We start from the raw sequence: 21,419 nt of genomic DNA, 5'->3' as shown, positions 1-21,419 counted from the left end.
GATAACCCAAGTATAGGAGGCGAAAATGAACGGCAAATGAATAACAGATTACATCTGCGGAAGTGTCACCGTGAAGACTGTACCCTCAGGCGAACTGGAAACCTCGATTGTACCGTCATGAATTCGGATAATTTTCTGCACAATGGCAAGTCCAAGCCCGGTTCGTCCAGAAGAACGTTCCCGCGCACGATCCACCCGATAGAATCGATCGAACAGGAAAGGCAGATGCTCCGCAGCAATCCCGTCTCCTGTATCCCGAATCTGAATCACACACTGGTTATCCGACTGCTCGGCATGAATCTCAATGCTTCTTCCCTGTGGAAGATGATTCACTGCATTGCCCAGCAGATTCATCCACACCTGCATGAGCAGCACTTCATTGCCGACCAGCTGGATGGATTCGGGCACCGATATCCGAAGCAGCAGTTCTTTTTCTTCGAGTTGCCATTGCAACACCTGAACCGCTTGCCGGAATTGATCTCGCAAAGAGAACTTTACTTTAGACAGATCTTCGTTGCCTTGTTCAAGGGAGGACAGTAAAAGCAGTTGTTTACTGAGCAAGGAGAGATGACGACTCTCTTCCTCAATGATCGATGCATAGTGCTCCCGCTCCTGTTCAGGTAGATCCCGATCCGCAACTAATTGGGCAAAACCCTGAATCGAGGTCAGAGGTGATTGAATCTCATGGGATACGTTGGATACAAACTGCTGCCGCGCCTGATCTACCCTCTCCAATTCACGACTCATGGTCATGAAATGCTGGGCCAATTGTCCAATCTCGTCACGCCGTGCAGTAGGTAGTATTAGATTATATTTTCCTTGTGCAATGCGCTTGGTCGCCTCGGACAGACGTTCAATCGGATTGACCAGATAGCGGGTACTGATCAGAAAGATCAGGATACTAATACCTATCGTCAATGCTCCAATCAGCGCAAAAAAGATCCGCAGCTCACCGAATTGCAGAATTACATCCGGACGCATAAAGAGTGCGTAATTTGCATTGTCCAGCTGTAGATGAACACCCACGGTATTGCTTAATTGATTATCGAAGAATCCGGTAATAAACGGTTTGCTTGGAAACTGGGCGACGCCATGGTATACCTCACCATTCAACACCAGTTCTACAGCTTGCTTGTCCAAATCTTTCTCTCGAAATTCGCGGCCGTAGAATTGGTCGTTGCCTTTTCCATCCGTCACATAGATTTCGTACCCAAGTGCGGCGGCATTGTTCAAATACTGCTCCATCGTGCCGGGTTGCTGCTCCACAAATTGCTTCATATGCGACGCGATGCCCACCAGCTTCTCATCATTAAAATCCTTGAGCTTTGTATGATAGTAGATGTTGGACAAAAGAAAACCGAGCATGCCGCTGACCATAATCACCGCAATTGTAATGAGGAATACCCGGACGTACAAGGTCCTCAAGGTGCTTTCACCTCCATCTTGTAACCAATACCCCGCACAGTCTGGATGATGAAATCGTCCGTATAATCGGCAAAACGATCACGCAATCGCTTGATATGTACATCAACGGTACGGTCATCTCCTTCGTAGTCTGCTCCCCATACGAGCCGAATGAGCTCATCCCGCGAGAACAAACGGCCCGGAAACTGGGCCAGCTGTGAGAGTAATTCAAATTCTTTCATCGGCAAAAAAAGAATGGATTGCCCGTCGGTAACCTCCACATTGTTACGGTCAATGACAATCCGGTTCATACGGATGATATCGCTGGATGTGCGATGGTACCGACGAAACAACGCCTTTACCCGATAGACCAGTTCTTCCGGTTCAAATGGCTTGGTCACATATTCATCTGTTCCTTTCAAATAACCGTCTCTCTTATCGGATAGCTGATCTCGTGCTGTCAGCAACATAATTGGAATGTCGTAATGCTGTCGAATGTAATCACATAACTCCAGTCCATCCATGCCTGGCATCATCACATCTAAGATCGCCAGATCGATCGGTGTTTCTTGCATCAGTTTGACCGCTTCCAGTCCGTCCTGCGCTTCATGTACCCGATACCCTTCCTTGGTCATGACATGCCGCAGGAGTGCTCGAATATTGGCATCATCGTCTGCCAGCAGCAGATGTTTCATATCGTTGTCCGCCCTTCTATGTAACGAGTACATCTCACTTTGATCCTGCACAGATGGTAGCATAAAAGCAATCTTATTCGCCAGCACATGCATGGAGACACCTTGGACATGTTTATATTTTCTTAAATCTGGTTGACACTACTAAGAGGCAGAACTATAATAAATCCATAACATATGAACGAACGCTCATATATTCATTTGTAGATGATCACACATTGCCAAGAATCATCTATATTCCACTAGAAACCATATTACATAACGGAGCAAGGCTCCAAAGGAGAGGATTTATATGTCCGGACATCATCACGATCAGAACCATGGGCACGATCATGGACACAATCACGCTCACACCACCAATAACAAGAAAGTCCTGTTGTTTTCCTTCATTATTATTACCATCTATATGATCGTTGAAGCCATTGGTGGATTCATCACTAACAGTCTCGCGCTTATCTCGGATGCAGGTCATATGTTGTCCGATTCCATTGCGCTCGGGATCGCTTTGCTGGCGTTCACCTTTGGTGAAAAAGCAGTAAATACCGGCAAAACCTACGGCTACAGAAGATTTGAAATTTTGGCCGCTACGTTAAACGGAATTACGTTAATCGCCATTGCACTCTACATTTTCTACGAAGCGATTGGGCGTTTTATCAACCCGCCAGAAGTCGCAACCGTAGGCATGTTAATCATCAGCGTCATTGGATTGCTCATCAATATTCTGGTGGCCTGGATCATGATGCGTGGTAGCGATACGGAGAATAACCTGAATATGCGCGGGGCTTATCTCCATGTCATCAGCGACATGTTGGGATCGGTTGGGGCCATTGCGGCAGCCCTGCTCATGATGTTCTTTGGCTGGGGTTGGGCCGATCCACTGGCGAGTGTAATTGTCGCGGCGTTGGTATTGCGTAGTGGGTTCTATGTCACCAAATCATCCCTGCATATCTTGATGGAAGGCACTCCAGCCAATGTGGATGTGAATGAACTGGTGCAGACCATCAAACAAGTCGATGGCGTCAAAGGTGTTCATGATGTGCATGTCTGGTCCATTACCAGTAACCTGAATGCGCTGACCGCACATATCGTGGTGGATGGAACGATGGATGTCTATGCATCCGAGATCCTGGTTCAGAAGATCGAACACATGCTGGAACATAAAGAAATCAAACATGTGACGCTCCAAGTAGAGTCCGAAAAACATCTGCATGACACCTCGGTATTATGTACCGTCAAAGGCGACGCACCAGATGCCCATGCGCATCATCACCATTGAGATGGGTAACAAATATTAGTTGCTTCTAAATGAAAACAGGGCAGATTCCCCGATGAAAGGAACGCCCTGTTTTTATTTTCCTAAGTTCAGCTTTTTGGTATGAGTAGAAAATAGAATAGCCTTTACCTAACCGCAGCGGGCTCTGGACTACTTATATCTGGAGAGTAACTTCTCTTTTTTTTGATCGAATTCATATTCTGAAACGATATTTTTCTCTTTTAATTCCCCCAACTGTAACAGTTGTTCATGAACATTCACAGGGGTCTTTTTTCTCTTGCTTGATATGATCAAGGCTAGAATTGAGAAAAGCAGACCATACAGGACACCCAAAATCCCCAAACCTGCCGCTACCTCCGCACTTTCTTGCGAACCATCTATAAAAACTACGATTAATAAAAAATTGAGTAAGAACCCAATAAGGCTAACGATTGATAATGCTTTCAATGAATATTCCTCCTAAATGTTATGTATGTTCTATTCAAACTTCAGGAAAGATCGGTCAGAAGACTAAACATTAACCTCGTCCCAGTTTATAATGACGTATCCAAGCTGAAACAACAGGATGACAACATAACTGATGTTGATTCCCAAACTGGTCTTAACTTTCTTGATCTGATCCAAGTAGTCTTCTTTGTTCATTTTTCCGCGTTCCAGCTTGGACTTCATCCAAGCCTTTCTCAATTCCTTGCTTAAAGCTTACATTCACGCTTAAGGTCAAAACGACTAAACCAAAACCTATAAAACTTAAATACGGTGTGAATTTGTTGCTTCGCATGTGCTCTTCCCTTCCGGCAATCTCCATTTGTCTAGTGACTGTTTCATTCAAGATTGCAAATTCACTGTAGCCCAAATACTCAATCTCATTAATCTCCGCCACCACCACAAGATGAACAGCTGGATGAGCTGCAAGAAGAATCGGAAGATGATCCCGAGGATGATCCAGATCCTCCCGAGGAACTACTGCTGTCGGTACATTGATCCGCATAACAGCTGGAACTGCTCGTGCAGCCACTGCTTGACGAGGAACCATAGGCTGCCTTTTCCTGTGGAAGAATTTCCTGCTCCAGCCGGCCCATGTGTAGCCCATATGTCGCCACGTTATGCATGGAGTAATACACCATGGCGCTAGCCATGACGAGAGCTACATCGCTACTTCCGGAAGACGCTGGAGATAGCTCGTCTTTACTTAGAGTTGCGCATCTACGTAGTTGATCAATCAAGTAGGCAATCACCTGAGCAGCTTCAGGATCCTCCTGCATGCGTCTGGCATGAAACAGTTCATTCACCAGTTCGGATTGATCTCCCTGTGCGATCAGCTTCTGTACATCACTGGACAATGGGTAAGTGAAAAAATCACCCCAGATTGCAGCACTGTAGGGGGTGAACTCGAATAATTGACAGTACACCCAGTCAAACCATGCACGTGCTCCTGGCGTTTCGCGGCGGGTGATTGCCGGCTCATGGTGCACCGTGGAACCCATGAATTCTGCACAAAAATCAGCGTAAGATTTCGTGAACATCAGCATCTCATGCCACAAATCATCAACTTCATCACTGAACATGGGCACCTGCTTAAGTAATGAAGCCATAATGAAATATCGCTTAAGCTCTATCAATTTCCACCGATACTCCAGCGTTTTCATGTGAGGATATTCCTGTTGAATTCGGATCTTGAGTTTGTTGGCAAAATGCTTATTGTAACTCTTCTCCAATTGAAGAATGGTTTGCTGATAGGAGACTTCTTCTCGAAGTCCAAGATTCAATGGTGCTTTTTTTCGTCTGTACGTAACTTTCATCTGTTTTCTGCGTCTTCCTGCTGCTGGACGGAAAATCTTGAGCTTACGTCGAACCAAATAGGCTGTTACAACTAATAAAACTGCTGCAAGGTAGTAGTAGGTCGGCATAATAAAAACCGCTCCTCTCCGTGATCTTCTCTATGTAGGGTTAAACTATCATTAGTATATATAACAATACCGATATTTTAAAGAGCCCTAGCATGTATGTTCCCTGCTCATCATCAATTAACAACAAAAAAACCAGGCTCTATTAAAAACATAGAGCCTAGTTTTGTACATCAGTAAATTATCCCATCAGTCATTCGGGTTATCAATTAGATTGGTCTCTATCAAAAACCTTTGCACTATTGCTGCAGTTTCACCTCGGGTAAGGTTCTTTGTAGGCATCAAGCCTTCATTCGATCCTTCTACAAGTCTGTTCTTCACAGCTGCAGCCATGGCCTGCTTTGCCCATAATGCAACCATTGTTTGGTCTGCGAATGGAGACAGCAGAGAGTCTGGAGAGGCTCCGTCAGCTGCTATACCCGCCAGTCTCATCGCCCGGTTTATGATCACCAATGCTTCCTGCCGAGTAATAGCTTGGTTAGGAGCAAAGGTCCGGTTCTCATAGCCTTCAATCAAGCCATACTCCACAGCCTTAGCGATAGAGCCTGCGTACCAATCACTGGACAAGACATCATTGAATGCACTCTCGGTGCCAGTGTCAGACAAGCCCAACGCACGAACCATAATGGCTGTAAGTTCTGCTCTAGTGATGACAGCATTCGGTTCATAATGATTCTCATCTTTACCTTTGATAATCAATCGGGAAGCCATATCATTAACGGCCTGCTTTGACCAGTGACTTTCCACATCCGCAAAGGTCTTTGGATTCCAGATCAGGAAGTAATCGCTGTTGGTGAGACTGTTCACGGTCGCATAATTCTTCCCTTCACGAGTCGTGAGATAGGTTGGTACGTGGCGTACACGGCCATCTGAATTCAGCACGGCTGCCGTCGTCACCTTGCTCACATCGATACCAGCGGGAAGCGGAATTTCACGTTCCACGTAGCTGCTAAACTGCTCAACAGCTACTATTTTACCATTGTAAGAAGCTGTTACATTAAAAGTGACCGGCGGGGCTGCAACCTCAAAGCCTCCTTGCGCAGAAGCAGTCTTGGCGAGAACAGCTGTATCCTCATCGCTCTTAGCAATCTCCACCTGAACGACAATGTCAGAAAGTTTAACTTGTTCGCCCAGTTTAGAGGAAATATCATCGATGTTAATTTGCCCAGCAGGCAGCTTATAGGTACCGTTTGTCGTTTGTACCTCCAAGATCGATTGTTTAATTTCCATACTTTTCACTGCTTCACCGGTCAAAACCACTAATACTTTGTCTGTTTTGGCGGTCACAGGAATGACCACGGTGGATTTGTCAGCAGCCTTCTTAAGTTGATCAGCTAGTTTGAATGAATCAATTGTAGCCTTCAGCACCGATTTTCCGTTCTCTATAGCCGTCGATCCTGTAGCAATTTGGTCTTTCACAATACCGTCAACAATGACTTGAAAACCGACTGGTTTATCGTCGGACGACGTACTTGGAACGGATGGCATGCCAGAGTTATTTGAGTTATTTGAGTTATTTGAGTTGTTCGAATTGTTCGAACCATTGCTTGTCCACTTCGCATACAATGTCATATCCGAGGTGACTATATCCGTTGCATAGTTCCAAGCATTTGTACCCGCTGCTTCTTGGTACCAACCTGCAAATGTGTAACCGGCTCTCGTCGGTGCTGTCGGAGCACTGATTGTCGTGCCACTATTCACATTGGAGATACTGGAAACCTCGCTACCTCCCTGCGAGTTAAATGTAACCATATGTTGCACTGGTCCCTCGATTACGGTTACCTTGCCAGGGGTAAGCGTTTTGTTCATCTCTATCCCTGATTCATCCATGATGGAGAATAGAGCGGAATCTTCTGTCTGCACTGTCAGCGCCTTCTCGCCTAACACTGCCTCGCTCTTCACTTTGAAGCTAACAGTAAACATTCTCTCTCCGGCAAGGATCGGTGTATCTCCCCCATCATTATCTACCCATACTGTTTTGAGCCAGCCTGCATCGTTATCGTAATTGGAGTCGAAGTAATCTCCAACGTTTCCCGTAACTCCCGTTACTTCCAAATCTTCTGTGTCAAAATCAAGCTGTACGCTATAGGCTGCTATTCCATAAGTTAAGTCGGTCACTGTGACTGGTACGTCCACCGTGGAGCCAGGCATTCCGCTCACCGAGCCAACCTGAATCTGCACCGCGTGCCGCGTCCATTTCGCATACAACATCATATCAGACGTTACCGCGTCTTCTTCAAAGTTCCATGCATCCGCAACGGACGCATCCTTGTACCAGCCTGCAAACGAGTAGCCCGCCTTCGTCGGCGCTGGAGGAGCACTGATCGTCTTGCCGCTGTCCACGTTGGTCACACTCTCTACAACACTGCCTCCCTGTGAGTCGAATGTCACAGTATGCTTAATCGTACTTTTTGTCTTTACCGTTACCTTCCCAGACTCAACTGAGGTGGAAGCGAGTTCATCACCCTCGTAGAGGTCATGTTTTATCACATTAAAATCCCAGTCTCCAGGCTCTGCAGAGTCCGTGATTTTGAAATGAAGAGTGAATGCCTTTGTATCTGCTTCTGTAATGAATACTGGATTAGCCTTGATATTGATCGTCCCATTACTAGAAAAATCCGATTCAAAACCCCCTTCATCAGAAATGACCCCCAACTCATCTGTCACTTCATTTCCAGGTACCAACGCCAACGTAGATTCATCAAATCCAATCGAAATGTCATAGTGATTGATCAGATCCTCCGGTGTCAAATGTACCGAAATGTCAACGAAATCTCCAGGATATCCTTGTTCGCTGCTTACCTTAATCGAGTTTGAAGCTACATCTGAACTAGATTCGGCATAACCCATTGTTCCAAAAGTTAAAAATACAACGACCGCCATCATTATTGAAATCCATTTTTTCCAAGCCATCATATCAACCCTTTCCTATGGCGATGGCAAGAATCGCTTTGACATCCTCATCGTCCCATTTCCCATCACCATTCATATCAAGCGCGTGCAATTGCTCCGGCGTAAGTGTAATCTTGCCTTTCATGTATTTGGTTAACAAAAGTGCATCAGCAGCAGTCACTTTACCGTCGCCATCTGCATCTCCCATGACAAACACCGTGTATTGTGCAGTATACGTTACATTAGCTGTTACTGTGGATGTACCTACTTCATGACTACTAAGCTTAGTGATGCCACCATCGCTGCTCCATCCTGCAAAATGGTACCCCTTAGCAGGCGTGACTGTAGGCACGTTTACTGGATGTCCGCCAATCTCTACCTGCTCGCTCGTGCCGTCGATTGTCCCATGCTCTCCTTGTAAGTAGCTAACCGTCACGACCTTTGGTGTAGTGTTATTAATTGTAACTACCAGCTTCTGTGTAGCCCCTGTACTAAAGGTAAAGTTCAGGTCTATTGTTCCTTCTGCTTGTTTGACCAAATACTCCTTACGGATCGTCACAGTACCCGCAACCATCTTGTAATCGCTGTCCAATACGAGCTTCTCGGCTCCATTTTCAATTCCAGTGAATTCATTCCCATTTAAGACGACTTCTGTTTCAATATCCTTGTAATCTGCAGATGAACTGTTTTTGTCAAAAGAAGCGGTTGTAGGATCGATCGTGCTGTTCATAACCGATTTCCGCAAAATAAGTCCATCCAAACCTATCACTACATCCTCGCTTCCGCTTGAGATGCTGCCGCGCAGATCAACCTTTGTCCCGCTTATTTGCTTGGTCCAAGTGATACCATCCGGTGAAGTAAGCAGGACTCCAGAGTTACCAGTAGCCTTAAATCCATTCATGTCATAATGTATACCTTGAAGCACATTATTTACCGTACTCGTTACAGTACTCCAGTTTTCCCCGTTGGAAGAAGTGATGATTTTTCCACTTGGTCCAACGGCAATAAACAAACCGTTACCGTATGCGATATCATATATATACCTTGAAGAGTCACTCGGTTGTTCCTTCCATGTAACCCCATCAGGCGATGTCACAACTGTACTCCCGCCTACGGCAACATATAAACCATTTCCATAACTAATGTCAGTAAGCGGAACTGACACTCCACTTGTTCGGCTCGTCCAAGTTTCACCATCCGGTGAAGTCATTATTTTGCCAAAAGCCCCTACAGTCACATATTGATGATCACCATATACGCTATCCAAGAGTGTCCCTTCATCTAATAATTGCTCTGTCCAAGATACTCCGTTAGATGAGGTCATAATAAGCCCAGTATTGGAGAGTCCGGAAAGTTCTTTATACCCTACGGCTATGAATTTGCCGTTACCATAGCTAACACTACTGATATAATCTCGTTTATACGGAAAAACTGCCTTTTTTCGGTTTACCCAATTTTGTCCATCTTCAGATGTGTAAATTGCACCTATCAGACTCGTCGATCCTATCATTTCATAACCAGCTGCAACAAATATGCCATTGCCATAAGTCAGGCTTTCAAGACCTGCAGCTGTTCCCCTCAACTGATCTGTCCAAGTCATTCCATTATTAGAGGTTAAGATCACACCACTGTAACCAACAGCAAAAATGAGACCATCCCTAGCAAAAACACCATTAAGATCCTTTATAGTACCTGTGGTTTGAACTGTCCAGTTCGTTCCGTTAGCTGAGGTCACAATGGTGCCTCCTCCACCGACTGCTACATATAAGTTATTAAGGTTGTCATAAGTCACTGTGTTAAACGTGACCGTGGAATTGCTGATTGCGGTTGTCCAACTGTTACCATCACTGGATGTGGCAATCAAACCACCTTGACCAACAGCTACAAATTTGTTATTGCCATAAGTTACTCCATTAAACATATAGGTATTGTTGACTGTTGCTGTGCTCCAAGTAGTTCCATCGGCAGATTGGATCACAGATCCTCTTTGCCCGACACCAACAAACTTATTCTTGCCGTAAGTAACACCCATATGATATGTACTGGTTACTGGCTGCCCCGTCCAAGTTATCCCGTCTGTGGATGTCATAACAATTCCATTGGCCCCTACTGCTACGAACTTCCCGTTGGCAAATACAACGCTAGTTATAGCGTAAGAGGTGATATTCTGTCTCTGAATTTTCCATTGAGTTTCACCGTCTACTAGGGTTACTATCAAACCACTTGATCCAACTGCGACAAATCTGCCATTACCGTAGATGATACTTGCTAGATTGGAATTCACTGCTTGTGGATGGTCCGAGACTATCCAATTCTTACTATCAGTGGAAGTGATAATTACTTGATTTCGTCCCACAGCGACAAATTTATTGTTGCCATAGGCTACAGCACTAATCGAATTAGCCGTAGGGAATGGACTCACCTGTTCCCATTCGCCAGAAACAGCTTGCGCAGAATTTTGTGTCATGAATGCCACCATTATCAAAAATGCCAGCATAATCACTAGCCCTCGTTTGAAAGATGCCATCTTTTTGCCCCCTATGCTCCCCTTCAAATCATGTTCCTCCTCATTTACATTTAAAATTTGAAACTTCACGTGAATTATAACAAACGATTCTGAACCGATTCTGAACATGCGTTTTTTGTTTTCCCAGCCGAAAATGCCAAAAAACGCCATACAATTCATAATTATGGCGCTTATATTCGTGAAGGATCGCTTTCCGTTGTGGAATCGTTGAATCCCCGTCCAGTGCCAGACTAACCATCTGTTTCAGTGTAGATACTTTCATACCCGTTGCCCTGAAACAGGACATCAGTCTCATCCAATCCAGATGTTCTTCCTCGAACATCCGATTTCTATGTTGATCCCGTTGAATGTAAGGGAGCATTCCCTCCTTCTCGTAGTAACGAATTTTATGTGCAGGACAACCCAGCTGCTCCGAAGCTTCTTTTATCGAGAAAGCCATACTGCTGACTCCACCTTTATATTCATTTTGGATGCATTTGGCCGGTTTTTTTACATCCTAAGGCTTAATGTTCACATTAAGGCAAGCACAAATTTCAAAAAAATCAACTGAACTGACGTTCACTATTCTAACAAATGGAGGACATAACACATGCTTCAGTACTGGGAAATAACGATTAGAGGAGATATGACGAAAAGATCGGTGACAAGCTGATATTCAGAGGAGAAGAGTTTGGAGATGCTGGGCTACTTTATCACTTACTTCAATCGTTTGGTGCCATAAAGTACCCGGGCTTGATCACAGTTCAATGGTTCGGTAAAAGGTACTTCCAAGAAGTATTCCAGCTGCCATTGCTGCGTTTTTAGAGCCTGTTTACTTGTTGGTTTGTCCCAAGGCGGATATACACGTATTGCGCGCTTGCCACCTTTGCCTTGATCCGATAGGATATCTCGCTGTAACAATACATGCTTCGGAAATACAAATTGACCAAAGTGGCTACCTATGCGCGTACTAATGACATACACATCTGCTGAATCTGATCCATCATTTGGCTGTGTCGATCCATCCTCACTCCGCTGCCACAGGGTAACAAATTGTCCAATCTTGGTTGGGGTGGTTTTTGCGACGCGAAATCGAATGGTGAACACATATGCACCATATTCAGCATTTTGTGCTTCTTCATATGGTTGTGAGCAGATAAAGCCACACTTGTCATAGATAAGTTCTTTACTGGCAAGTAAGTCGCCATGAAGCATATCGGAGGTCCATCCATTCGGACTATGCAAACTATTTTTGTTATCCAACTTGTGATATCTCTCCTGTCTTGTATAGTCTGAACTACGGCATTTGCAATAGCTTTAAAGCTTTGCTAGTTCAAAATTCATGACATAGTCGTTTCCATTCATGCCAAGCCTTCAAATACTCAGGCAGATCATCAGGATGATGCTTGTTACTCAGCCCAATTCGGCAATATAGATGGACCAGAGCTTCCTCTATCAATCTGGATTTATCCATATCTACTTGCTCTAAAAGTTCGAACGTAGCAAATAATGTTTCGGTGTTGATATCATCCGGCGAAGAGCTAAAAGCATACAAGAAATCATAGAGGATAGGTCCAACCATTGGAGATGGGTCAATAACGCCGATGAGTTCATTTTGATCATATACAAAATTATGAACCCCCGTATCGCCATGTAAAAGAAATTTTTCTTCTTCCTCATGAAAAAGACGATCCACTTTGGATTGAACCAGATTATAATCATCTGTCGTTAAAACACTTCCGATATTCATCTTTGCTTCATGAATACTAATCTGATTGAATTCTTTCCATGTCCTCTGCGGGAGCTCTATTCTGCCCCATGATTTCGTATCTGTAGAAAGCACATATGTATTGAATAACTCTTTCACCAGACGAGTTAACCATTCTCTCTTCAGGCCCCGGTTGAAATGGGTCGTACCTTCCATATACGTATAGATAAAATAAGTGTTAGCCGGGTCAGTGTACAAAACTTCAGGCAATAACGAAGAATTCTTATACGTATCCAAAAACTGCTGGGCGATGTGAATCTGTTCGGGTTCATCTGATTTCAGAATATAGTGCCTGTTCAGACCCGTACTCAACCGATAAATACGTCCAGCTGTGGTACCTGACAAACTTTGAATTTCAGATATTTCTTCGTTGATAGAATGCATCTTGAATAAGTCATTGATCTCATTAATCGTTGGATTAATTAACATATGGTTCTCCTCATAATAACTAGGATCTGAATTCATTTGGTAAATGGTAAACATAAGGTGAGTTTAGATTTCAATCGCACAGTGGCTTATCTTTCAAAATGGGCTCGTTCTTCTTGGTTGGCGCTAAAAATTATTTTCTGAATTCACTTCCATGAATGACCCATTGTACTGCATCCCAAATATCTTCTGCGATATAATCAGGCTCGGTCTCCGTCCATTTGTCTCTGAATTTCGTTAATGAAGATTCTCCCCAGCCTGTTCTCACCATGATCTTGATCGCTCCTACGGCATGGGCAGCAAGCATATCTGTATCTCCTACATCTCCAATAACGATGCATTTGGATAGATCCAGACCGTATTCCTCTGATGCCCGTAATAACATTCCGGGTTTGGGCTTTCTGCAACTGCATTCTTGCTCATGCGGACATATATAGGAGTGATCAAATCCATACTCACGAAATTGCTCTTCAAAATCCTCAACACTTGCTTCTCCACGTGAGATTCGATATTGATTTGTAAAAGCCAGTACCATAATTCCTTCTCGCTTTAAATGCATAATTGCTTCTTGAGCATTGGGGTATAATCTGAAATCTCTCGGATGAATAAAATGACCTGTACCACCAATTGTTCCATCTCTGTCTATAAAAACAGCTTGTACGTTTCCCTGTGGTTTCATCATGGTCCGTTCCCTTCTTAGAAAAATTTCAAGTCGTTCATCTATACTTTTTCGTCAATAATATGCTTGCTACCATCTTGCTGCTTATGGTGTTGCATTTTTTTAATTTCAGTTTTCAGATAGTGTACTTCTTTGATCAATACATCCAGCTTTTTCGATGTTTTGGATGAATCTATCGCATAACGTACAATTGCAGCAAAGATAAGAACGACAATTAAACTTATAATTGAGATCACTACAGTCCAGATAAATTCAAAAATGGTGTCCAACTCCTTGCTGTCAAAATAATAAGTTATAAAACTCTTTCGAAAACCAAAACCATATGGTCCCTAGTATAACCATTATGGTGCCTAGTACTTTTAATATTATTTCGATATGTTTAGGGATATCACTGTTAGGAGGGTTATCTTCAAACTCGTAATTCGGTTTTATTTCTCGATATCTTATCAGGACAAATATTTTGTATAGAAAATCAGGAAAGAAGTAACATGCAATGCCCACGACAAATACGGGAGTAGATAAATAACCAAAGGTACTGGTGGTCCATTCCATCTCTATTCCCTCCATATTCATCCTCTTGGCCTCTCTCATTCTACCTCTACGAGAATGTCAGCACAGCGAACAATCAATTCAGGCATATTCGCACCATCAAATAAAACATGAAGCTCATATCCGTTATCCATCCGATACAGCTCTTGATATAGCCAGTAACTGCCTACAATCCCACCGTCTTGCTTGATGATTTCGGACGCAACCAGCGTAAGTTTATTTATATTGGTGAAGCCCCCACGGGTGTCAAAACGAATGACCACCTCACCACCCGTCAGCAGTTCTGTCACTGTACAATCATGGTATTGAATCCGCCCATGTATTTCATCTGTAATATCCTGTGCCATCATCACTTCTCTAAATTCTTTCGATATGCGTTCCATTTCTCTTCTATTCTCTACACTCTGTTTATTCAGCTGGAGCATAACTTCTCTCGTGCAATAACCCAACGTAAATACACGGATATCCGCAATTTGTTCAACGATTTCCTGTGGTAATTCTCCGCCTTGTATTGAAAATTCCACTCCATCGATTCTTTGTACTCTTCCTTACATTTCTTCTCATCAAACGGAGGACGTACATCATATTCTGCAATGAGTTTCTCTATATGCGCTCGTTCTTCCGGAGGCATGTGAAATACGATCTGATCCTCTTCAGTCACTTCTTCCTCACCGAAAGCTTTGTCTACGCGAGTAAGTACTTGACCATCATGCTCCAGCATGAAACGTGGGTCCAAGTTATATTGCTCTCGCTCCTGCTTCACATGTGCTTTTTCCTTTCTTTTATACAGCCTTAAAAATAGATCCTCATCTGACTCGTAAGCTCCGTTATGTACTCTTAAACCAAAATGAAGATGTGTCTGCTGACAAAGCTCATACCATTCTTTTGTTAAATATTTCATATGCATCTCTCCTGCTGATTTATAGAATCTACTTTGCTATTGAAGCATAGACCTGATCTCGTTAGAAACTGCTCTATTGTTTGCATCGCTACTCCTCCAAAATCTTCAGCCCTAACGATTCCTTATACTCAACAGACGTACTGGTCTACCCCACGGTTTGAAAAAATTTATGTTTGATCTCTTTGTCGTTTCGCGCCGCCCATTCATGCACAGCTTCTACGCCTGCGGATTCCTGACCTCGTTGAAAGTAAAAACATAGATCCATCGGTACTAACCGTTTACCATAGAGTTTGATGCCAATCCGTCTGTAATTCATATAAATACACTCAATCTGAGATGCATCATATCTCTGATGTTTCATAGAAATCACATGATCGCTTTCCAGCGTAATACTGGGTTTAGTGAAAAACAAACGCCAGAGCAGAAAAACGATATAACCGAGAATAAAGGTCAATATAACGATCAGGAAGTACTTCATAATACCATTTTCATCATAAATAATATTTCTGAAAAACATAGCTTCAATGACCAACATACATAATAGGCTCAACCATGCTCTTGGATAAATCGTCTTGTATGTGATGAGTTCCACCTCCTAATTATTCTCTTCATTAATCCGAAGCCACTCGGAAGGGGCTTTTCTGGCAAAATGCTTTTCAACAAAATCCAAAATGTTATCAATCCCAGGCAATGCCGCATTTTCTTTAGCTTCGTCAAACGTCATCCATTGGTACTCGGTATGTTCATGATTTAACCTGACAACCTGGCTTTCATCCACATATCCTACGAATACGGGAGCGGTATAGATATACTCCCCCATGGGTGAATAATATTGTTCGAATTGATTGGCAGAATACAACCGGACTTCGGTAATACCTGTTTCCTCATGAACTTCTCTGAGTGCAGCTTCCCATGCCTTCTCGCCCTTTTCTATCCCGCCGCCAACATAACACCACTCGTTATGCAACATACGACCAGCCCGCTTCAACATCAGTACACGGTATTGATCGAGGCTTTTCTTCAACAGAACTACAGCCACGCCTTCACAACGAATAGGGACTACCTGTTTCACGTGCTCCGCACCATTCAATTTCTCGCCCCCTTCTCTTCAGAATCGAAGTCCTCCAAAACTTTAAACTTATCTCCGTGGATTTTATCCAGATGCTCTTCTCCCCAATAACACAAATGGTCCAGGGCAGGCTTGAGTCCCCAGCCGTAGTCCGTCAACTCATATTCCACTTTGGGAGGTACCTCTGAATATACCTTGCGCTGTATGATCTCATCCTTTTCAAGTCCTCTGAGCTGTGTTGTCAGCATCTTTTGCGTAATGTCCGGTATTAACCGCCGAAGCTCCGACGTACGTTTCCGTCCGGTCATCAAATGATAAATAATCAAAGGCTTCCACTTCCCACCCATTACTTCCAAGGCCGCTTCCACGCCTACTTTATATTTTTTTGGAGCACTCGTTTCTCCATGTTCTGTCATTTTTGAACCCCTCCATAAATAGGCTATCAAGGTGAAGCATGATCTTTTTTTCTGCTATTTTTTCCATTATTCAAATCTATTTCAAGGCATTCATTTAGGGTACTTTGATGTTCCTATGGCACTTCATTCTTCCTATAGAACATCAAAGTGCGTACTTCCAGATGTTTTCATACCTGTTTATAATAGCATCAGCCACTGATTTATGGCTACAAGACTGGAATCCAGAAAGGTAGTGAAAGATAAGATGAACGTACTCGTTGTAGTATCCCACCCAAGAAAAGACTCCTTGACCTTTCAGGTAGCTCAACGTTTTGCACAGGGTCTTACCGATGCCGGTCACGGTTATGAGATATTGGATTTGCATGGGATTGGCTTCGACCCAATTCTCCGAGAGATGGATGAACCAGACTATACCCAAGAAAATCAGGTGTTCTCGCCTGAGGTTGAAACGGAGATGAAGCGGTTGAAGAAACACGATGCTGTGGCTTTTGTGTTTCCTCTCTGGTGGTGGCATCTGCCAGCCATGTTGAAAGGTTATGTGGATCGTGTCATGAACAACGGATTTGCCTACGGCGCGAACAAGCTCTCTCATCAGCAGATATTGTGGATCGCTCTTTCGGGTGTGACGGAAGAACAGATGCATAAGCGCAACTATGGTCAATCGATCGCCAACCTGCTCAATGTGGGGATTGCCGATTACTGCGGCGTGTCCCAATCGAGGGTTGAGTACTTATATGAAACGTTGGAATCCAAGCCTGAGCATTATGAGGCACTGCTGAACCATGCACATCACTTGGGACTGAACTATGCCAACGATATTCCGACTTCATGATCGTATGAGAAAAAAGGTATGACCCGAATATGAATTCTGAAGTTTTGTGGTACGTTCAATAGCGGATTACTATACTTGAACACGGCAAAAAGGTCGCTCCGAAGAGCGACCCTGCCTGTGTGTCTTGCATTATTTTACTGTCGAGAGAAGAAACTTCTCCAGCATAGTGATATCGGTAATACTATGGTTGCAAGCTGTGTTATCCATGCATACGTACTGGGCAATGGAAGAAAAGTTATCCGGCGAATGAGCCTTGGTCTTCACGTTGAAGAATCCGAGCTCCTGATGACGATGACAGAACATGCAGTACCCCTTTTTGTTCGTAGGTGTAATCCGTCCCTCAATACCGAGGAATCTGCCTTCGTACGGGTACACGATGAACAAACGGCTCGTCGCAATGTCAGTCCATCTCAGATAGGTTGTGTGTGCGTAATCGATGGATTCGAGATCGGGCACTTTGAGCTTCTTGGCCTTTGGAAAAAGCTTCTGAATCTGCTTCGCTGATACTTGCGGATATGGAATCAGATATGATTCGAGCTGGTTCAGATAGGTCTGCAATTCATGTGTCGTCTCATACGTGGATAACTGCTCCAGCAGTTGCTTCTGCTCCTGAGTGAGTTCATCGAAGATGCTCACCGCATTTGTGCCGACCGTATAACGGACAGTTTCCAATACTTTTGGATCCACAACCGAGCGTAGCGTTTTCAGCAGGAAATCAGTTTGTTTTTGAATATAATTAAATTGATGATTTTGAATAAATGGTGTTTGCATGGCTTTCAGCCCCTTATATTTATTAAGAAAATAAAGTAAGGTGCAAAGCCTGCGGGATGTAACATTATGTTGATGTTGATTCCAGGGCAAACAATCTCATTTTGTCGCGCCCTACACAAAGTCCGCCCCTATTCAGGCTTTGCATAAGGCTTTCTAGCGAACGAGCAATCCGGCATCATCCATATTGCCACGTCATAACCCCCAATACGATAGATATATCGAAATTATAGCAGGGCTGCATAGTGTAGGCAACGGGCTTCGTTCCAATTTCCTCTGTTCAAGAAATATAATTACATCTTAGGCTTTCTTCCCATTTTCCAAGAAATGATCTACCGCTGACTGCTCAATGGCCAGTCCTTCCGTGTAACGCTCCATGAACAAGGCAAATCCATTCACATCCGCGCTATTTGGAGAAACCTCTTGTCCTTCTGCATCAATAAACACCTTAGTGGTAAGGTAATCCGCCAAACTATCGTGCTGTTGCTTATTAACCATGTAGGAAGCCAAAATAGCCATTCCCCATGCGCCACCTTCACCAGCGGTAGACATGACCGACACGGGAATATTCAGTGCGGATGCGCATATTTTTTGAGCGACTCGTGGGGTTTTGAACAATCCCCCATGCGCCCAAATGTGCTCAATCGTTACGTGCTCCTTCTGTGTGAGAATATCCAGCCCGAGCCTTAGTGCAGCAAACGCAGCAAACAGATGGACTCTCATAAAGTTTGCCAGGTTGAAGCGGCTCTCTGGAGAACGTACGAACAATGGACGACCTTTTGCAATTCCTGTAATGTTCTCGCCTGAATAGTAGCCATAGCTCAGTAAGCCACCGCCATCAGCGTCAGCTTTCAGTGCTTCATTGAACAACACACTGAATAACTGGTTCATATCGGGCTTCTGTCCCATCGCCTCATAAAACTCACGGAACAAGTCGACCCAGGCATTAATATCGCTGGAGCAGTTATTCGCAAGAACCATAGCCACAGGATTGCCATCAGGTGTAGTCACGATGTCAATCTCAGGGTATACCCTAGATAGGTTTTTATCTAATACAATCATGGCAAAAATCGATGTACCTACGGAAATGTTGCCCGTACGTTTTTGGACACTATTCGTAGCAACCATGCCTGTTCCAGCATCGCCTTCCGGAGGGCAAAGTGGAATATTGGATTCCAAGTTACCTGATGGATCTAACAGTCGGGCACCAGCTTCACTAAGATATCCGGCATGTTCACCTGCAGTGTACACTTTAGGTAAAATATCTTTAAGATTCCACGTGTAGCCTTTGTCGGCAATTATATCGTCAAACTTCTTCAACATATCTTCATGGTATTCCAGTGTGGATTCATCAATTGGGAACATACCTGAGGCATCCCCTATACCAATAGCTTTACTGCCAGTTAACAGCCGATGTATGTAACCCGATAACGTCGTAATATAATTGATGTTCGTAACATGCTCTTCTCCGTTCAAAATCGCTTGATACAAATGTGCGATGCTCCAGCGCTCTGGAATTTTAGTCTGGAATTTCTCGGTTAGCTCTGATGCAGCCTTCCCCGTTGTGGCATTACGCCATGTACGAAACGGAACCAATAACTCCCCATTTTGATCAAGTGCAATATAACCCTGCATCATAGCAGAACATCCGATTGAGCCAATTTTTTGTATCGTTACGCCATATTTTTTTTCAATCTCTTGCTTTAATTGATGATAAGTTTGTTTCAACCCATGAATCATTTCATCGATATGGTAAGTCCAGTAACCGCCAATCAATTGATTTTCCCACTCATAACTGCTGGAACAGATGGTATTAAAATGGTGATCTATGAGTACAGCTTTGATTCGTGTGGATCCAAATTCAATGCCTAGCGAAGTTTCTCCCCTGACTATTGCTTGTTTCAAGTTTTGATCCATCATCGTATTCATCCTCTCTCAATTTGGAATTCGCCCAATTCGGAAATAGGTGATTTGAATAGCCAAATCAAGGTGTAAATTTCATGAAGAAAGAGCAGGATTGGAGCTGTAACGGACAATTACAAAGTTAATACCGCCTGTACTTCGCCACATGCCAATATTTCACCAGTTTGAATAAAACCAAGAGAGTCATAAATTTTCTTCGCAACGACATTTTCAGGTTTGTAGGTGAGTTCTACAACTTTGGCTTTTCCACGTGGGAAAGTCCTCGCATACTCAATTGCTTTTACTACCATTTCTTTACCATATCCCTTACCTTGATATCGCTGGTCAATCATCATCTTGAAGATGCCATAACTGCTATAATCAAAATTGCCATCCCCGTCATCATAGTACATCGAAATAAAACCTACCATATTGTCTTCCTTATAGACTGCAAAAGTAATAATAATCTGCCCCTCATCTGAGGCAACGTACGCTTCAGCAAGTGCATGTTGGTTCGAGGATATGAACCTTTGTTGGTCTGGAGTGACTTTAAGTTCAATACATTCGATAAAATTATCCCAAGTTATTCTTCTAAATTCCATTTTGAATTCCCTCCCGCACTTATCATCATTACTATTCTCTTCCTATTTTGTTGCACTAATATAGCTCAATTTAAAAATACGATCATACATATATGTGTAAGAATCGTAATACTCAAGCGCCTTTTTTCTCTCTTCGTGGAAAGACTTTAATCTTTCCTTGTCCCCGGTATGAACATAGGCTATTAACTCAGTACTCGCTTTTTTATATGATTCCACACTATAACCCGCATCAGAAAAATCAAATGAATTATAGTCTTGTACTGGAGTAAACACCTCTGGACGGATCCAGCCCTTAAATTCGGCTTCCTTTATTAACTGTTGTAATCTGGAGATGTCAACTTGCTCTTCTAATATCACTTTACTAAGAACATCAACCACTTCTTGCTCGATCTTGTTGAATTTGCTTGTAAATTCATGATTGGAAAGATGCATCTCTATTAAATTTTTAGTGTAATGAGAATAGCTATTCACTAGATTAAGATTGGAGTTCTTATACTCTACCGCAAATCTTGCATCACGAAGAACACTGGCCGGGATATAAGCATGATTGTCAATTATTTTGACTTCTGTCCCTGCCCTGGTCTTTAGTTCTTTTCCATTCAAAAATATACTTATCTTCTGTGGTGCGCTTGTCGCTGCAAAAGCAAGAGAAGCGCTTACTAACGACAAAGCAAGAGTAACGATTATCATTTTTTTCACTTCGTACACACCCTCTGATATGAATAATAAAGATAACTTTCAATCAGCTATCATCGTACCATTTTATTCAAATAAAGGTAATACACTACATATATGCAACCTTCTTTATCCATACACAAAAAAGAAGCCACCTCCCT

General features: G+C 43.3%; 23 protein-coding genes. 2 read left to right on the top strand and 21 right to left on the bottom strand.

Features of this window, described 5'->3' with window-relative positions; genetic code table 11:
• Window positions 1–48 precede the first annotated feature (48 nt).
• Window positions 49–1,425, bottom strand: coding sequence for a sensor histidine kinase (locus tag CXK86_RS28115; RefSeq protein WP_076252669.1), 1,377 nt, complete (start codon window positions 1,423–1,425; stop codon window positions 49–51).
• The gene (locus tag CXK86_RS28110) at window positions 1,422–2,099 is read right to left on the bottom strand and encodes a response regulator transcription factor (RefSeq protein WP_076252748.1); all 678 of its coding nucleotides are present in this window, start codon (window positions 2,097–2,099) and stop codon (window positions 1,422–1,424) included. Before CXK86_RS28110 ends, CXK86_RS28115 begins: the two co-directional genes overlap by 4 nt.
• A 289-nt stretch (window positions 2,100–2,388) precedes the next feature.
• Here CXK86_RS28110 and CXK86_RS28105 point away from each other — a divergent pair, with 289 nt between their 5' ends.
• Window positions 2,389–3,372, top strand: a complete 984-nt coding sequence (locus tag CXK86_RS28105; RefSeq protein ID WP_076252671.1) for a cation diffusion facilitator family transporter — start codon at window positions 2,389–2,391, stop codon at window positions 3,370–3,372.
• Window positions 3,373–3,519: 147 nt separating this feature from the next.
• On the opposite strand, the gene CXK86_RS28100 is transcribed toward CXK86_RS28105, so the two are convergent.
• The 15 genes from CXK86_RS28100 to CXK86_RS28035 form a co-directional block, all read right to left on the bottom strand.
• The gene (locus tag CXK86_RS28100) at window positions 3,520–3,816 is read right to left on the bottom strand and encodes an SHOCT domain-containing protein (RefSeq protein ID WP_076252673.1); all 297 of its coding nucleotides are present in this window, start codon (window positions 3,814–3,816) and stop codon (window positions 3,520–3,522) included.
• Between the two features lie 63 nt (window positions 3,817–3,879).
• On the bottom strand, window positions 3,880–4,038 hold the full coding sequence (locus tag CXK86_RS32345; protein WP_180361893.1) for a hypothetical protein: 159 nt from the start codon (window positions 4,036–4,038) through the stop codon (window positions 3,880–3,882).
• Between the two features lie 197 nt (window positions 4,039–4,235).
• On the bottom strand, window positions 4,236–5,276 hold the full coding sequence (locus CXK86_RS28095) for a glycine-rich domain-containing protein (protein ID WP_076252675.1): 1,041 nt from the start codon (window positions 5,274–5,276) through the stop codon (window positions 4,236–4,238).
• Window positions 5,277–5,462: 186 nt separating this feature from the next.
• Window positions 5,463–8,186: an InlB B-repeat-containing protein gene (locus CXK86_RS28090; RefSeq protein WP_180361892.1), complete on the bottom strand. Its 2,724-nt coding sequence runs from the start codon at window positions 8,184–8,186 to the stop codon at window positions 5,463–5,465.
• 4 nt (window positions 8,187–8,190) lie between these two features.
• Window positions 8,191–10,692: a DUF6242 domain-containing protein gene (locus tag CXK86_RS32840; protein WP_257468239.1), complete on the bottom strand. Its 2,502-nt coding sequence runs from the start codon at window positions 10,690–10,692 to the stop codon at window positions 8,191–8,193.
• A 40-nt stretch (window positions 10,693–10,732) separates the two neighbouring features.
• Window positions 10,733–11,131 (bottom strand): MerR family transcriptional regulator, encoded by a 399-nt coding sequence (locus CXK86_RS28080; protein WP_083684648.1) that lies wholly within the window; start codon window positions 11,129–11,131, stop codon window positions 10,733–10,735.
• 257 nt (window positions 11,132–11,388) lie between these two features.
• Entirely contained in the window at window positions 11,389–11,934 is a 546-nt protein-coding gene (locus CXK86_RS28075) for a MepB family protein (protein WP_076252682.1), read from the bottom strand.
• Window positions 11,935–12,004: 70 nt separating this feature from the next.
• Complete coding sequence (locus tag CXK86_RS28070) at window positions 12,005–12,868, bottom strand: phosphotransferase (RefSeq protein WP_076252685.1); 864 nt, start codon at window positions 12,866–12,868, stop codon at window positions 12,005–12,007.
• Between the two features lie 130 nt (window positions 12,869–12,998).
• Window positions 12,999–13,547: an HAD-IIIA family hydrolase gene (locus CXK86_RS28065; RefSeq protein ID WP_076252687.1), complete on the bottom strand. Its 549-nt coding sequence runs from the start codon at window positions 13,545–13,547 to the stop codon at window positions 12,999–13,001.
• A 38-nt stretch (window positions 13,548–13,585) separates the two neighbouring features.
• On the bottom strand, window positions 13,586–13,813 hold the full coding sequence (locus tag CXK86_RS32335; protein WP_180361891.1) for a hypothetical protein: 228 nt from the start codon (window positions 13,811–13,813) through the stop codon (window positions 13,586–13,588).
• 318 nt (window positions 13,814–14,131) lie between these two features.
• Window positions 14,132–14,617, bottom strand: coding sequence for a DUF4085 family protein (locus CXK86_RS32835; RefSeq protein ID WP_256720088.1), 486 nt, complete (start codon window positions 14,615–14,617; stop codon window positions 14,132–14,134).
• Complete coding sequence (locus tag CXK86_RS32830) at window positions 14,506–14,994, bottom strand: hypothetical protein (RefSeq protein ID WP_256720092.1); 489 nt, start codon at window positions 14,992–14,994, stop codon at window positions 14,506–14,508. Before CXK86_RS32830 ends, CXK86_RS32835 begins: the two co-directional genes overlap by 112 nt.
• A 145-nt stretch (window positions 14,995–15,139) precedes the next feature.
• A complete protein-coding gene (locus CXK86_RS28045) occupies window positions 15,140–15,529 on the bottom strand; it encodes a hypothetical protein (RefSeq protein WP_144029839.1) in 390 nt (129 codons plus the stop codon).
• Between the two features lie 60 nt (window positions 15,530–15,589).
• Window positions 15,590–16,084: an NUDIX hydrolase gene (locus CXK86_RS28040; RefSeq protein WP_083684651.1), complete on the bottom strand. Its 495-nt coding sequence runs from the start codon at window positions 16,082–16,084 to the stop codon at window positions 15,590–15,592.
• Window positions 16,081–16,479, bottom strand: coding sequence for a winged helix-turn-helix transcriptional regulator (locus tag CXK86_RS28035; RefSeq protein WP_036610505.1), 399 nt, complete (start codon window positions 16,477–16,479; stop codon window positions 16,081–16,083). Before CXK86_RS28035 ends, CXK86_RS28040 begins: the two co-directional genes overlap by 4 nt.
• Window positions 16,480–16,723: 244 nt before the next feature.
• Between CXK86_RS28035 and CXK86_RS28030 the strand changes: the two genes are divergently transcribed.
• Window positions 16,724–17,311, top strand: a complete 588-nt coding sequence (locus tag CXK86_RS28030; RefSeq protein WP_076252697.1) for an NAD(P)H oxidoreductase — start codon at window positions 16,724–16,726, stop codon at window positions 17,309–17,311.
• A 129-nt stretch (window positions 17,312–17,440) separates the two neighbouring features.
• Here the strand turns inward: CXK86_RS28030 and CXK86_RS28025 are convergent, their stop codons facing one another.
• The 4 genes from CXK86_RS28025 to CXK86_RS28010 form a co-directional block, all read right to left on the bottom strand.
• Window positions 17,441–18,082: a FusB/FusC family EF-G-binding protein gene (locus CXK86_RS28025; protein ID WP_076252699.1), complete on the bottom strand. Its 642-nt coding sequence runs from the start codon at window positions 18,080–18,082 to the stop codon at window positions 17,441–17,443.
• Between the two features lie 297 nt (window positions 18,083–18,379).
• On the bottom strand, window positions 18,380–19,996 hold the full coding sequence (locus tag CXK86_RS28020) for a xylulokinase (RefSeq protein WP_076252750.1): 1,617 nt from the start codon (window positions 19,994–19,996) through the stop codon (window positions 18,380–18,382).
• Window positions 19,997–20,115: 119 nt separating this feature from the next.
• On the bottom strand, window positions 20,116–20,583 hold the full coding sequence (locus CXK86_RS28015) for a GNAT family N-acetyltransferase (protein ID WP_076252701.1): 468 nt from the start codon (window positions 20,581–20,583) through the stop codon (window positions 20,116–20,118).
• Window positions 20,584–20,625: 42 nt separating this feature from the next.
• Window positions 20,626–21,282: a hypothetical protein gene (locus CXK86_RS28010; protein WP_076252703.1), complete on the bottom strand. Its 657-nt coding sequence runs from the start codon at window positions 21,280–21,282 to the stop codon at window positions 20,626–20,628.
• Between the last annotated feature and the right edge of the window lie 137 nt (window positions 21,283–21,419).

The organism is Paenibacillus sp. BGI2013 (assembly GCF_002843485.1).
Lineage (GTDB): Bacteria > Bacillota > Bacilli > Paenibacillales > Paenibacillaceae > Paenibacillus > Paenibacillus amylolyticus.
Note: the sequence above shows the minus strand (reverse complement) of the source record. Positions and strands in the feature narration are given on the sequence as shown.

Coding starts and splice junctions, on each gene's coding strand:
- CXK86_RS32830 (WP_256720092.1), bottom strand. CDS start 14,994: ATGAAATATTTAACAAAAGAATGGTATGAGCTTTGTCAGCAGACACAT.
- CXK86_RS28070 (WP_076252685.1), bottom strand. CDS start 12,868: ATGTTAATTAATCCAACGATTAATGAGATCAATGACTTATTCAAGATG.
- CXK86_RS28105 (WP_076252671.1), top strand. CDS start 2,389: ATGTCCGGACATCATCACGATCAGAACCATGGGCACGATCATGGACAC.
- CXK86_RS32345 (WP_180361893.1), bottom strand. CDS start 4,038: ATGAAGTCCAAGCTGGAACGCGGAAAAATGAACAAAGAAGACTACTTG.
- CXK86_RS28030 (WP_076252697.1), top strand. CDS start 16,724: ATGAACGTACTCGTTGTAGTATCCCACCCAAGAAAAGACTCCTTGACC.
- CXK86_RS28025 (WP_076252699.1), bottom strand. CDS start 18,082: ATGCAAACACCATTTATTCAAAATCATCAATTTAATTATATTCAAAAA.
- CXK86_RS28080 (WP_083684648.1), bottom strand. CDS start 11,131: ATGGCTTTCTCGATAAAAGAAGCTTCGGAGCAGCTGGGTTGTCCTGCA.
- CXK86_RS28045 (WP_144029839.1), bottom strand. CDS start 15,529: ATGTTGGTCATTGAAGCTATGTTTTTCAGAAATATTATTTATGATGAA.
- CXK86_RS32840 (WP_257468239.1), bottom strand. CDS start 10,692: ATGGCATCTTTCAAACGAGGGCTAGTGATTATGCTGGCATTTTTGATA.
- CXK86_RS28035 (WP_036610505.1), bottom strand. CDS start 16,479: ATGACAGAACATGGAGAAACGAGTGCTCCAAAAAAATATAAAGTAGGC.
- CXK86_RS28065 (WP_076252687.1), bottom strand. CDS start 13,547: ATGATGAAACCACAGGGAAACGTACAAGCTGTTTTTATAGACAGAGAT.
- CXK86_RS28110 (WP_076252748.1), bottom strand. CDS start 2,099: ATGAAACATCTGCTGCTGGCAGACGATGATGCCAATATTCGAGCACTC.
- CXK86_RS28095 (WP_076252675.1), bottom strand. CDS start 5,276: ATGCCGACCTACTACTACCTTGCAGCAGTTTTATTAGTTGTAACAGCC.
- CXK86_RS28090 (WP_180361892.1), bottom strand. CDS start 8,186: ATGGCTTGGAAAAAATGGATTTCAATAATGATGGCGGTCGTTGTATTT.
- CXK86_RS28015 (WP_076252701.1), bottom strand. CDS start 20,583: ATGGAATTTAGAAGAATAACTTGGGATAATTTTATCGAATGTATTGAA.
- CXK86_RS28020 (WP_076252750.1), bottom strand. CDS start 19,996: ATGGATCAAAACTTGAAACAAGCAATAGTCAGGGGAGAAACTTCGCTA.